General features: G+C 69.0%; 12 protein-coding genes. 4 read left to right on the forward strand and 8 right to left on the reverse strand.

The features are described 5' to 3' along the window. Positions 1-11 precede the first annotated feature (11 nt). The 4 genes from P1J78_RS04305 to P1J78_RS04320 all read right to left on the reverse strand — a co-directional run bounded on the left by P1J78_RS04305 (position 12) and on the right by P1J78_RS04320 (position 2,704). Positions 12-788, reverse strand: a complete 777-nt coding sequence (locus tag P1J78_RS04305; protein ID WP_275566093.1) for an ABC transporter ATP-binding protein — start codon at positions 786-788, stop codon at positions 12-14. A gap of 101 nt (positions 789-889) precedes the next feature. Further along, positions 890-1,681, reverse strand: coding sequence for a phosphate/phosphite/phosphonate ABC transporter substrate-binding protein (locus P1J78_RS04310; protein ID WP_275566094.1), 792 nt, complete (start codon positions 1,679-1,681; stop codon positions 890-892). Beyond that, on the reverse strand, positions 1,678-2,121 hold the full coding sequence (locus P1J78_RS04315; RefSeq protein WP_275566095.1) for a tellurite resistance TerB family protein: 444 nt from the start codon (positions 2,119-2,121) through the stop codon (positions 1,678-1,680). Before P1J78_RS04315 ends, P1J78_RS04310 begins: the two co-directional genes overlap by 4 nt. A 115-nt stretch (positions 2,122-2,236) precedes the next feature. Beyond that, positions 2,237-2,704, reverse strand: coding sequence for an autoinducer binding domain-containing protein (locus P1J78_RS04320; protein WP_275566096.1), 468 nt, complete (start codon positions 2,702-2,704; stop codon positions 2,237-2,239). 148 nt (positions 2,705-2,852) lie between these two features. On the opposite strand from P1J78_RS04320, the gene P1J78_RS04325 reads away from it, so the two are divergent. Further along, complete coding sequence (locus P1J78_RS04325) at positions 2,853-3,473, forward strand: helix-turn-helix transcriptional regulator (protein WP_309568094.1); 621 nt, start codon at positions 2,853-2,855, stop codon at positions 3,471-3,473. Between the two features lie 111 nt (positions 3,474-3,584). Continuing rightward, the gene (locus tag P1J78_RS04330; protein ID WP_275566097.1) at positions 3,585-4,196 is read left to right on the forward strand and encodes an acyl-homoserine-lactone synthase; all 612 of its coding nucleotides are present in this window, start codon (positions 3,585-3,587) and stop codon (positions 4,194-4,196) included. Between the two features lie 179 nt (positions 4,197-4,375). Here P1J78_RS04330 and pyrG read toward each other — a convergent pair whose 3' ends face one another. From pyrG to P1J78_RS04345, 3 genes are all read right to left on the reverse strand, one after another. Beyond that, positions 4,376-6,019, reverse strand: coding sequence for a CTP synthase (gene pyrG, locus P1J78_RS04335; protein ID WP_275566098.1), 1,644 nt, complete (start codon positions 6,017-6,019; stop codon positions 4,376-4,378). A 167-nt stretch (positions 6,020-6,186) separates the two neighbouring features. Then, entirely contained in the window at positions 6,187-6,549 is a 363-nt protein-coding gene (secG, locus tag P1J78_RS04340) for a preprotein translocase subunit SecG (protein ID WP_275566099.1), read from the reverse strand. Between the two features lie 104 nt (positions 6,550-6,653). Continuing rightward, entirely contained in the window at positions 6,654-7,052 is a 399-nt protein-coding gene (locus tag P1J78_RS04345; protein ID WP_275566100.1) for a DUF6524 family protein, read from the reverse strand. Between the two features lie 150 nt (positions 7,053-7,202). Between P1J78_RS04345 and P1J78_RS04350 the strand changes: the two genes are divergently transcribed. Both P1J78_RS04350 and P1J78_RS04355 read left to right on the forward strand, forming a co-directional pair. After that, positions 7,203-8,498 (forward strand): adenylosuccinate synthase, encoded by a 1,296-nt coding sequence (locus P1J78_RS04350; protein ID WP_275566101.1) that lies wholly within the window; start codon positions 7,203-7,205, stop codon positions 8,496-8,498. Next, positions 8,498-8,716: a DUF2842 domain-containing protein gene (locus P1J78_RS04355; RefSeq protein ID WP_275566102.1), complete on the forward strand. Its 219-nt coding sequence runs from the start codon at positions 8,498-8,500 to the stop codon at positions 8,714-8,716. The genes P1J78_RS04350 and P1J78_RS04355 overlap by 1 nt, the downstream gene beginning before the upstream one ends. Positions 8,717-8,942: 226 nt before the next feature. Here P1J78_RS04355 and P1J78_RS04360 read toward each other — a convergent pair whose 3' ends face one another. Beyond that, positions 8,943-12,020 carry a hypothetical protein gene (locus tag P1J78_RS04360; RefSeq protein WP_275566103.1) on the reverse strand — a complete coding sequence of 1,026 codons (3,078 nt, stop codon included), beginning with the start codon at positions 12,018-12,020 and terminating at the stop codon, positions 8,943-8,945. Positions 12,021-12,147: the final 127 nt, after the last annotated feature.

Consider the following 12,147-nt stretch of genomic DNA (forward strand, 5'->3'; position numbering starts at 1 on the left):
GATCCGTTTTCTCAGGCGGCCCGGGAGGCCGACAGGAACTGTTGCAGACGCGCGGTCTGCGGGGTGTCGAAGACGGCCTCTGGCGGGCCTTCTTCCTCGATCCGGCCCTGGTGCAGGAACAGCACGTGGTCGCTGACGTCATGGGCCAGACGCATGTCGTGGGTCACCAGCAGCATCGTGCGGCCCTCCTCGGCCAGCGCCTTGATGACCTTGACGACTTCCTGCTCCAGCTCGGGGTCGAGCGCGGAGGTCGGCTCGTCGAACAACAGCGCGCGCGGCTCCATGCACAGCGCCCGTGCGATGGCGGCGCGCTGCTGCTGGCCGCCCGAAAGCTGCGCCGGCCAGGCGTCGCACTTGTCGCCGATTCCGACCTTGTCGAGATAGCCGCGCGCCGCCGCCTCCACCTCGGCGCGGTCGCGGCCCAGCACCGTGACCGGCGCCTCCATCACGTTCTGCAAGATGGTCATATGCGCCCACAGATTGAACTGCTGGAACACCATGGCCAGGTTGGTGCGGATGCGCAGCACCTGCGCCCGGTCGGCCGGCTGCCGGGCCGGCCCCGTGCCCTTCCAGCGGATCGGCTCGCCCTCGAACCGGATCTCGCCCTGCTGGCTGTCCTCCAGCAGGTTGCAGCAGCGCAGCAGCGTCGACTTGCCGGATCCGGACGATCCGATCAGCGATATGACGTGGCCCCGCGGTGCCGCCATGCTCACACCTTTCAGCACCTCCAGCGAGCCGAAGCTCTTGTGCAGGTCGCTGATTTCTATGACCGGCGGCGTGTCTGTCACGCGGGCCTTGTCCCCCACTTCTCGCATTCAGGGAAGTAGGGCAAAAAACATAAGCAATTGCAACGATCAAAGGCGGTGTGACGTAACGGGACGGTGGCGGGTCAGGCGATTTTCCGGGCGGTTGCCCGCGGAAAGGGCGGCGTGGGGATCGCGTGATAGGCCGCGGCGCCGATCGCGCAGAGCCCGTGCAGGTCCAGCACGGCGCGGTCATCCTCCGGCAGGGCGGCGATGGCCTGCGCCACGGCGGCGCGCATGGCGTCGGGGCTGCGGCCGGCGGCGGTGATCAGAGGCAGGCCGGGCGTCGGCGCGGTGCGGCCCACGTCGCGCAGCGCGTCCGCCACCGCGTCCCAGCGGCGGATCATCCGCCAGGTCTGGGCGTCGATGCAGGCGATGTCGGCACGGCCCTCCGCCACCGCCTCGGCCGAGACGCGATGCGCCCCGGTCAGCAGGATGTCGGTGAATGCGTGCCCCAGCCCGGCCATGTGCGTCTGCGGCGCGGCCCAGCCGGATTGCGAATTGCGGCTGTTGCAGGCCAGCCGCATCGCCGGCCAGTCCGCCGGGTCGTCGCGCGCGTCGTCGGCGCGGATCACGAAGACCGAGTTGTAGTGCCCCGGCGGGCAGCCGGGCAGGCCGTAGTCGGGCGTGCCGATCAGCGTGACCCGTCCGCGCAGACGGTCGCGGAACGGCAGACCGCAAGTCTGGGACAGGACGAGATCCGGCGCCGTCCAGTGCGCCCAGAGATCCGCGGGCTGCGACAGGCGCTCGGGCAGGGGCCGGCAGCCTGCCGGCGCCGCGCGCCAGATCTCCAGCAGACCGGCGCGGATCGCATCCCAGAGACGCGCGTGCGCCCCCCGCGTTTCCGGGCGGTCGTACATCGGCAGCGCCGCGGTCATGCCTGCCGCGATTCCACCCGCTGCCGGGCCAGCGCGCTGTCGCGGTCGTTCACGCCAAGGAGGTTGGCGATCAGGCGCAGAAGCCCCGTCTCCTCCTCGTCGCGATGCCCGTCGGCCAGGACCACGGACCACAGCGCCTCGATCACGCCCTCGCGCTCTTCGTAATCGACGGCGTCCTTGATCGCGCGGGTGAAGCGCACGGTGTCCGGCGCCTCGGATTCCAGCTGTTCCGCCTCGGCGCGCAGCTTCGGCGCCTCGAAGGGCGACAGCGTGTAGCGCGCGGCGAGGATCCGGTCGATCAGCTCCGCCTCCGCCGCGGCATAGTCGCCGTCCGACCGGGCGACCCGCACCAGAAGCGCGGCCAGCGCCCGGCGGGCGTCGGTTTCGGGAAGGGGCGGCGGGTCGGGCTGCGTCAGCCGCTTGAGGAGGTCTGCGAACATGCCGCCAGATATAAGCCCGTCCGCGCCCGGCGGAAAGGCCAATGCCAAGGTCACGTCTGCGCGAACAATCCGGCGGTTACGCGAACAATCCGCCGGGCCGGGCGCGATTGTGCACCTAGCGGTGCGTCATCCGAATCGACATCTTCTGAAGCGCGTCGGTATCCTTCTTCGACAGGATCTCGATTCCGGCAGTCATCACGTCAAGTTCTTCGAAAAGCTGCGCGATTTCGTCGATCTCCACATCCAGGAAGTCGCGGTCGCTCCGCGCGAAGCCGGCGATCGAGCGCGCCCGGTCGTTGTGGATCGACACGGTGAAACCGTAGTTCAGACCGTAGAGCCGGGCCTGTTCCATCACCCCCGACCGGTCGCCCACGGCGAGGTCGCGCCAGCGAATAAATCCAGTGTTTTCAAAGGCCCAGTGGACGGCGGGGTCGCGAATCACGAAGCCGTTTCGGGAATAGGCCTCCATCCAGTTTTCGGGGAAGGTCTGGAACAGGAACGTGGGCGCGTTGTATCGAATGTGGAGCGCGATCGCGAAGCCCAGAGGACAGCGATCGTCCAAATCCGAGAGAATGCCTGCCACGCTCGCTCTTTTGTCCACGGTTTCGATCCGAACTCTCTATAAAGTTGCGTCGTTAGCCAAGTTTGGCGTATCGTCCCTTCAGAAGATAACACCACGATTCCTAAGTCAGTTAGCATAAAATCGCACGAAACGAAAAAGGGCGCGACATATGGGCATGAATATGGGGTTCGAAGTCGACACGGACCTGTTCGCGGCGTTGTCGCCGGCGGGCCATTTTCTGGCGCTCCGCATCGGATTCGCGTTCCCGATTTTCGAGCAGAACCTCCTGCCCGCCGACTGGGTGGAGTGCTATGGCACCCACGGCTATGTGCTGGCCGACCCTGTGATGAACTGGCTCTACGCCTCCACCGGCGCCGTGCGCTGGAGCGAGATCGACATTCCCGATCATCGCGGCGTTCTGGACCACGCGGCGGAGTACGGGCTGGCCTATGGCGTCGCCGTCTGCTGCCGGGACGCGGGCGCGCAGGGGCAGCGCAGCTTCGGCTCGTTTGCCCGGTCGGATCGCGAATTCGAGGACGGTGAAATCGCCGCGCTCCAGCAGACTCTGCAGAGCCTGCATGATTCGCTGGTGCCGCCCAGAAACCTCACCCGAGCCGAACTCGAAGCGCTCGGAATGGTCAAGAACGGTCTGCTGATGAAGGAAATCGCAGACTTACTTAGCGTAAGCGAGGGGGCCGTCAAACAGCGCCTCAAGAACGCAAAATCGAAGCTAAACGCTAAGACTAGTACCCATGCGGCCACCATGGCCACAAGTTATGGTTTGATATAGCACCGTTGCCCGTTTCGCTAAGGTTGCGTAAAATCTTACGAAATTGGTGAATGGTCATTAACAAGCGAAGCCGGACCCGCTTTAATCACTCTCCATAGAGGAGAGTGACCCATGCAGACTATCACGTTCGACTTGTCTTCCCTGCACGAGCACGGCCCGGCCTACTTCCAGTACCTGGCCCTGCGAAAACGGTTCTTCGTGGATACCCTGAAGTGGGATATCCCGCATAACGACCAATACGAGATGGACCAGTACGACAACCCGACGGCCTGGTACTCGTTGTGCGTTCGCGACGGCGAGGTCATCGGCGGCACGCGGGTGATGCCCACCACATCGCGCTGGGGCAAGCATACCTACATGCTGCGCGATGCCCGCGAAGGCACGCTGGACTCGATCCCGCGCGAGGCGATGCCGGCCGACATCGTGTCTCCCTTCGTCTGGGAGATGACGCGGCTGGTTATCTCGCCGGATCTGAAAACCCAGGAGGCGCGGTCCGCCTGCCTTCAGGCGATCGGCAACGGGCTGTACGACATCGCGGCCGCGCAAGGCGTGTCGGAGTATATGGGGATCTCGGCCGTCGCGCTGATCCGCGTGCTGCGGCAGCTGGGCTTCCCGCTGGAGCGCGCCGGCGAGCCGTATCACGACCCGTCCGACCGCCGGAACTATACGGTGATGCGGATGCCGGTGATGTTGCCCGGCCAGCAGCTGATGGCGGCCGAGTGATCGCGCGACACGCCGGGGGGCCGATCCAGCATGGGACGATCCGGCCCCCGGCGCCGTCCGGCCGACCGCGCCGCGCCTGTCGCGCCCGGGGTCACTCGGCGGCGCGACAGGCCGTGGCGCGCGCGTAAGGTGTAGATCGGGTCGGCCTCGGCCCCGCCGCGCGACCGCGGGGTCACAGGTCAGACCAGCCGCGACATGTCCTTCGCCGCCCGCACGAAATCGGCGAAGAGCGGGTGCGGCGCGAAGGGCTTCGATTTCAGCTCCGGGTGGAACTGCACGCCGATGAACCACGGGTGGTCGGTCCATTCCACGATCTCCGGCAAGCGCCCGTCCGGCGACATGCCCGAGAACTTCATGCCCTGGTCCTCCAGCGCCTCGCGGTATTTCACGTCGACCTCGTAGCGGTGCCGGTGCCGCTCGTCGATGGCGACGTTGCCGTAGATCTCCGCGACCTTCGATCCCTCGGCCAGGGTCGCGTCATAGGCGCCCAGCCGCATCGTGCCGCCCTTGTCGTCGCCGACCTTGCGGCTCACCTTGCGGTTGCCCTGCACCCATTCCTTCAGGTGATAGACCACCGGCTCGAACCGCTTCTGCCCGGCCTCGTGGTCGAATTCCTCCGACCCGGCGGTCTTCAGCCCGGCCAGGTTCCGCGCCGCCTCGATCACCGCCATCTGCATGCCGAGGCAGATCCCGAGATACGGCACCTTGTGCTCCCGCGCGAACTGGGCGGCGCGGATCTTGCCCTCGGTGCCGCGCTCGCCGAAGCCGCCGGGCACGAGGATCGCGTGATAGGGTTCCAGATGCGGCGTCGGATCCTCGCGCTCGAAGATCTCCGCGTCGATCCAGTCGGATTTCACCCGCACCCGGTTCGCCATCCCGCCATGGGTCAGCGCCTCGGCGATGGATTTGTAGGCGTCCTCCAGCTGGGTGTACTTGCCGACGATGGCCACCCGCACCTCGCCCTCGGCGTTGTGCAGCCGGTCCTCCACGTCGATCCAGCGCGACAGGTTCGGCTTCGGCGCCGGCGCGATCCCGAAGGCGTCCAGCACCGACTGGTCCAGCCCGACGCGGTGATAGGCCATCGGCGCCTCGTAGATCGACTTCAGGTCGTAGGCCGGGATCACGCTGTCGGGCCGCACGTTGCAGAACAGCGCGATCTTGGCGCGCTCCTTCTCCGGGATCGGCTGCTCGGACCGGCAGACGAGGATATCCGGCTGCAAGCCGATCGACCGCAGCTCCTTGACCGAGTGCTGCGTCGGCTTGGTCTTCAGCTCGCCCGAGGCCGCGAGGAAGGGCAAGAGCGTCAGGTGCATCAGGATGCATTCGCCGCGCGGGCGCTCCTGCCCGAACTGCCGGATCGCTTCGAAGAACGGCAGCCCCTCGATGTCGCCCACCGTGCCGCCGATCTCGCACAGCATGAAATCGACCTCGTCCTCGCCGATGGCGATCCAGCGCTTGATCTCGTCGGTGACGTGCGGAATGACCTGGATCGTCTTGCCCAGATAGTCGCCGCGCCGCTCCTTCTCCAGCACGTTGGAGTAAATCCGCCCCGACGACACGGAATCCGTCGACCGCGCCGCGACGCCGGTGAACCGCTCGTAATGGCCGAGATCCAGGTCGGTCTCGGCCCCGTCGTCGGTCACGAAGACCTCGCCATGCTCGAACGGGCTCATCGTGCCGGGGTCGACGTTGAGGTAGGGGTCCAGCTTGCGCAGCCGCACCGTGAACCCGCGCGCCTGCAACAGCGCCCCCAGCGCGGCCGATGTCAGCCCCTTGCCGAGCGACGAGACGACACCGCCGGTGATGAAGACGAAGCGCGCCATGTGCTGGAAACTCCCGTGAAACTGCTCAGATCGGTGCGAGCGCCGCGTCTTTCGAAACGCATACCCACGGGACTAGAAGGATAACCGATTCCCGCCGCACGCGCAAGTTCAGCCGCAACATGCTGTAGAGGTCGGCACCGCCGCCTCAAGTCTTTGTGGATGTCGGGTCAGTCCGCGCGCGGCGGCGTCAGCGGTTCCTCGCTCGACGGCGGCAGAAGGCCGTCGCCGCCCGGCAGGGACGGGCCGCTGTCCTCATCGACCGGGGCCTCCTCGCTGCCCAGCCGGTCGATGACCGAGCTGTCCTCGGAGGTCCGCGCCGCCACGATGGTCAGGGCGATGGAAGTGCCGATGAAGGCGATGGCCAGCACCCATGTCAGCTTGCCCAGTGCGGTGGCCGCGCCGCGGGCCGACATCACGCCGCCCCCGCCGCCGCCGATGCCCAGGCCGCCGCCCTCGGACCGCTGCAGCAGCACCACGCCGATCAGGCTCAGCGCGAGGATCAGGTGGATGACGAGGATCACGTTTTCCATGGGTCGGCCTTCGGCGTTTGCGAACGGTGGGTATCTAGAGCCTCGCGCCAGCCCCTGCAACCCCGCATCGGCGCCCGCGGGCGCGGCGCCGATCACGCGGGTGCCTACTCCTCGTCGACATCGTCCATGTCGTACTGTCCCGACAGTCGCCGCCGGATGATCGACCAGGACAGCCCCGTGCCCAGCACCAGGCTCAGCGCCACGACGCCGAGCCAGACCATCTGGTCGGGATTGTCCAGCGCCAGCCAGCCGATGTCGATCAGCACCCAGACGATCACCGCCACCAGCGCCACGACCAGGATCACCCCGAACGCCCCGATCGACCGCAGCGTCGCGCGGAAGAAGATCACGTAGCCGACGAACAGGACCAGCCCGAACAGCACCACCAGGCTAAGCCGGGATTCGTAATTCGCCTCGGCCCAGCGGACATAGTTGTACATGGTCGGGTTGTAGGTCGCGACGACCAGGACGAAGGCGAACAGCCAGCGGATCAGCAATGCCATGGGTCAACTCGTTGCGCAGCGGAATGGTTCGCCGATCATTGACCCATCCGGGGCGCCGCTGTCCAGCCCGCACGCGCCCCGAAATACCGGTTTCCCGCCGCCGCGCCAGCCGTTATAGGGGCCCCGGTTTCTCGTCAGCGGAGCGGATACATGGCCAATGTCGTCGTCGTGGGCGCCCAGTGGGGCGACGAGGGGAAGGGCAAGATCGTCGACTGGCTGTCCGAGCGGGCGGACGTGATCTGCCGCTTCCAGGGCGGGCACAATGCCGGCCACACGCTGGTGATCGACGGCACCACCTACAAGCTGCACGCGCTGCCCTCGGGCGTGGTGCGCGGCGGCAAGCTGTCGGTGATCGGCAACGGCGTGGTGCTGGACCCCTGGCATCTGGTGGAGGAAATCGAGACGGTCCGCGCCCAGGGCGTCGAGATCACCCGCGACACGCTGATGATCGCGGAGAACACGCCGCTGATCCTGCCGATCCACGGCGAGCTGGACCGCGCCCGCGAGGAGGCCGCGTCGAAAGGCACCAAGATCGGCACCACCGGCCGCGGCATCGGCCCGGCCTACGAGGACAAGGTCGGCCGCCGCTCGATCCGCGTGGCGGACCTCGCCGACGAGGCGACGCTGCAGGCCCGCGTCGACCGCGCCCTGCAGCACCACGACCCGCTGCGCCGCGGTCTCGGCATCGAGCCGGTCGACCGCGACCGCCTGGTCGACGACCTGCACGAGGTGGCGCCGAAGATCCTCGACTACGCCGGCCCGGTCTGGAAGGTGCTGAACGAACAGCGCAAGGCGGGCCGCCGCATCCTGTTCGAGGGGGCGCAGGGCGCGCTTCTCGACATCGACTTCGGCACCTATCCGTTCGTGACGTCGTCGAACGTCATCGCGGGCCAGGCCGCCACCGGCACCGGCATCGGGCCGGGCGGCATCGACTACGTCCTCGGCATCGTCAAGGCCTACACGACGCGGGTGGGCGAGGGGCCGTTCCCGACGGAACTCCACGACGCTGACGGCCAGCGCCTGGGCGAGCGGGGCCACGAGTTCGGCACCACCACCGGGCGCCAGCGCCGCTGCGGCTGGTTCGACGCGGTGCTGGTGCGCCAGACCTGCGCCACCTCCGGCGTGAACGGCATCTCATTGACCAAGCTCGACGTGCTCGACGGGTTCGACGAGCTGAAGATCTGCACGGGCTACGATCTGGACGGCGAACGCCTCGACTACCTGCCGATCGCGGCCGAGGCGCAGGCCCGCGTCACCCCGGTCTACGAGACGATGCCGGGCTGGTCCGGCTCCACCGCCGGGGCGCGCAGCTGGGCCGACCTGCCGGCCGAGGCGATCAAGTATGTCCGCCGCATCGAAGAGCTGATCCAGTGCCCGGTGGCGCTGCTGTCCACCTCGCCCGAGCGCGAGGACACCATCCTCGTCACCGACCCGTTCGCCGACTGATGCCGATGTCCTACAAAGCCCGCCGCCGCTGGTCGCTGGTCATCCTGCTGATCGGCCTGCCGGCCTATATTGCCCTCGCCTGGTACATCACCAGCCTGTTCGACCGGCCGTCCCTGTGGCTCGAACTCGCGATCTACGTCGTGCTCGGCGTGATCTGGGCGATCCCGCTCAAGGCCGTCTTCAAGGGCGTGGGCCAGGCCGACCCCGACGACGACTGACGCGGGGCCGCCCGGCCTTTCATCTTGGCCCAAATACGCCCGCCGGAGGCGTCCCGGCCGGGCAACCGGCGCACCGTGCAAGTGATGCGTCGCCCCGCCACGCGCGGAGATCGCTTGCGCGGCAGCGCTCCTTCGGATCACGCGCCCGCAAAGATAAAGGGCGGAGCGATGCACGCTCCGCCCGGATCGTCTGTAGGATCGCCGATGCGCCTTCGGGGCAGGCCGGTCAGCCGGCCGCGGACTGTTTGCCGGCCTCGGCGAACCGGCTGGTCGGCGCGATGGTGAAGCGGCCGCGTTCCACGCGCAGGATGCGGGCCTCGCGCAGCAGCACGCCGAAGGCGCGCAGGCCTTCTTCGCGGCTGAAGGCGCCCTCGGGCAGGTGGCGCGCCACCCGGCCCATGATCTGCGGGCGCGTGTTCGAGGGCTCGCCCTCGACCGCGCTGGCATAGGCGGCCGACGCCTCCAGCAGTTCCTGCAGCCCGTCGGGCGCGGTCTGGTCCACGAAGCGGCGGAACCGGTCGTCGGCGCCCAGCGCGGCCGCTTCGGGGGCGGCGGTGGCCGTGGCGTCCAGGTCCTCGCTGCGGATGCGGCGCGGACGGACCGGGGCGCCGTCGGGCGAGGGGCGGTCGATGCGCTGCTCGGAGACCAGCATCAGCGGCGCCATCGGGCGCTTGTGGCGCCGCGGGCGGTCGGTATCGCGCGCCGCCGCCGTCATCTCCGCCCGGCGCGCGGCGGGCGAGGGCCTGGCGGCCGGCGCCTCGTCTTCGGTCTCGGCCCCGGTGTCTTCCGCGTCCCGCTCCGCCGCGTCCGGCGCGGTATCGGTGCGCGCGGTTTCGGGCAGTTCCAGCGGCGCGGCGGCCGCCTCCTCCGCGTCGTCGTCGCTGCGGACGGCGCTGGCGAGGTCGTCGCGGTACTGGCTCAGTGCCTTTTCGGCCTCGGCGTCGCGCCGCCCGGCCGCGGCGTTGCCATCGGCGCGGACCGCGGCGACAGCCGCCTTCAGATGTGCGATGGCAGAGCGGCGCCGCGTGTTCTCGCTGGTGCGCAGCTCGCTGTCGGCCTGGGCCAGCAGCCGGTCTACCGGCACGTCCCGGTCCTCGCCCTCGCTCCGGCGCCGCACTTCGGCGGCGGCCGCGGCGAGGTCGGCGGCGACGGCCTTGCGGCGGTCTTCGTCCCAGTGCGGCGCGTGCGGCTCGGTGTCCGCCGCGTCGGTATCCTCGCTATCCGCCGCGTCGGAGAACTCGAACCGCGGGCCCTGATCGGCGGCGTCGTCCGCGTCATCGTCATCGCGGCCGGCCTGCATCAGCTCCTCGATCAGATCGGCCTCGTCCTCCGGGCTGAGGCCCGTCTCGCCCAGCGCGGCGCGGATTTCCTCGCGGTCCGGCAGGCCGGCCCCGGCCTCCTCAGCTGCGTCCGGCTCGGCCTGCTCTTCGGTCTCGACGCCTTCCGCGGCGGTCTCGGTCTCGGCGGTCTCCGCAGTGGCGGCCTCGGCGTCTTCCAACTCCGAGATGTCGATCTCTTCGGAAACCTCGGCCTGGGCGCTGACCTCGACCTCCGGCTCGGCGTCGTCTTCCGGGCTTTCGACGAAGCGGGCGTCGAATTCCTCGCGCGACATCTTCACCACCCGGACCCGGGCGCGCTGCGTGTCGGAGGTGTCCGCGGTGTCGCCGGCGGCGTCGGGGTCGACCCGGTCCGCCTCGGTCAGCGACAGGGGCGGCAGCCGGTCATCGTCCTTCGCCGCGCCGCCCCCGAGGATTTCCGTCAGGTCGAGTTCGATCTCGGCGATCTCGTCGTCGGCCTCGTCCTCGTACTCGTCTTCAGCGGAGGTTTGCGGCACGGCCGGGTGTCGGGACTCGCGGGAGTCGGACGCCTCGGCCTGGGCCTCGTCCTCCGTCGCGTCGGCGACGACCTCCGCCGCGTCCGCGTCCGCGTCCACGGCCTCTTCGGCCTCGGCCAGTTCCACGGCGTCGGCCTCGATCTCGTCCTCCGTCGCGTCGGCGGCGCTTTCCGCCTCGCCCGTAACCGCGGCCTCTTCCTCGGCGACAGCCTCGGCCTCGTCCTCCGTCCCGTCGGCGGCGGTCTCCGCCGCGTCCATGTCCGCGGCCTCTTCGACCTCGGCCAGTTCCGCGGTGACAGCCTCGGCTTCGGCCTCGTCCTCCGTCACATCGGCGGCGGTTTCTGCCTCTTCGGCCTCCGCGACCTCTTCGACCTCGACCGGTTCCTCGGCGACGGCCTCGACCTGTACCTCGTCTTCCGCGACACCCGACGCGACCTCGGTCACCTCAGCCGTCTCAGCCTCCTCGGCCACGACCGGCTCCGGCTCCTCGTCTTCCGCGCTGTCGGCCCCGGCGGTCTCCGCCTCGGCGTCGACGGTCTCCGCCTCGTCCCATGCGATATCGGTCACCTGCGGCTCGACCGCGTCCTCGGCGACAGGCGTGTCGGCGTCCCGCTCGGGCGCCGCCTGTTCGGCCTCGTCGCTGCCTTGCAGGAAGGCCGAGATGTCCAGGCTTTCCGGCGCGGCGGCCTCGGGGTCGTCCTCGGCCTCGGTCGCCTCGTCCTCGGGCATCGCCAGCGCGTCGCGCGGCTCTTCCGTCTCGGCCAGATCCTCTTCGACGACCTCGGGTTCGAAGTCGGCGGGGCCGGCCTCGGCGGCGGTCACGGCGTCGAGCATGCCCTCGTCGTCGGCCTCCGTGCTCTCGGCCTCGCTCTCGGCCTGCGGCGCCTCCTCGGGCGCGTTATCCTCGGCGAGAAATCCCTCGGGGGCGGGCTGCGGCTCGGGGCTTTCGTCCTCGGCGAATGTCGAGGCGAGCTGCGGTTCGGTCTGGGCGCGGGCGACGGCCGCGCGGATCCGGCGGAGCTTTTCGGCGACGGTCTCGGCCGCGGCGTCGGTGCCGGCGGGCACCGGCTCAGGGGCCGGCTGACGGCGCGGCGCCGGCTCCGGGTCCGGCTGCGGGGCGGGCGTGCGGGGTGCGGCGCTGTCGCCGGAGGGTGCGCGGTTCGGGGCGCGATCCGGGGCGCGGGCCGGGGCGGGGCGCGACGGGGCCGCCGGCGGCTCGGGCATGGCGGGGCCGGCCTCGTCATCGAGGGGGCGCAGCAGGATCCCGTTCTTCTGAACCTTCGCCTCCACCCGGCGGCGGATTTCCTTTTCGGCGATGCGGTGCAGCATCTCGGCATCGGGCTGCGGCGGTTCGGCCCCGAAATATCGGTCGTCCGCCGCAAGGTCCCGGAAATACTCCGCGATCGACTTCATGGTCGAGAAGGGCTCGTCGAACCCCTCGAGCGTGCATGAGAACGTCCCGTAGGACACCGTCAGAATTTTACTGGCGTTAACCATTATATCGTCGCTTTCTCCCCCGATCCAGCGAGGCAACGTTTACCATCTGGTGGTTCCGGATTCGGAACGGAACAGAGGTTATTGCGGTATTTTTTCCAGG

The organism is Psychromarinibacter sediminicola, assembly GCF_029168335.1.
In the GTDB taxonomy this organism is placed as follows: domain Bacteria; phylum Pseudomonadota; class Alphaproteobacteria; order Rhodobacterales; family Rhodobacteraceae; genus Psychromarinibacter; species Psychromarinibacter sediminicola.

Coding starts and splice junctions, on each gene's coding strand:
- P1J78_RS04325 (WP_309568094.1), top strand. CDS start 2,853: ATGGGCATGAATATGGGGTTCGAAGTCGACACGGACCTGTTCGCGGCG.
- P1J78_RS04310 (WP_275566094.1), bottom strand. CDS start 1,681: ATGACCGCGGCGCTGCCGATGTACGACCGCCCGGAAACGCGGGGGGCG.
- P1J78_RS04315 (WP_275566095.1), bottom strand. CDS start 2,121: ATGTTCGCAGACCTCCTCAAGCGGCTGACGCAGCCCGACCCGCCGCCC.
- secG (WP_275566099.1), bottom strand. CDS start 6,549: ATGGAAAACGTGATCCTCGTCATCCACCTGATCCTCGCGCTGAGCCTG.
- P1J78_RS04330 (WP_275566097.1), top strand. CDS start 3,585: ATGCAGACTATCACGTTCGACTTGTCTTCCCTGCACGAGCACGGCCCG.
- P1J78_RS04345 (WP_275566100.1), bottom strand. CDS start 7,052: ATGGCATTGCTGATCCGCTGGCTGTTCGCCTTCGTCCTGGTCGTCGCG.
- P1J78_RS04355 (WP_275566102.1), top strand. CDS start 8,498: ATGCCGATGTCCTACAAAGCCCGCCGCCGCTGGTCGCTGGTCATCCTG.
- pyrG (WP_275566098.1), bottom strand. CDS start 6,019: ATGGCGCGCTTCGTCTTCATCACCGGCGGTGTCGTCTCGTCGCTCGGC.
- P1J78_RS04350 (WP_275566101.1), top strand. CDS start 7,203: ATGGCCAATGTCGTCGTCGTGGGCGCCCAGTGGGGCGACGAGGGGAAG.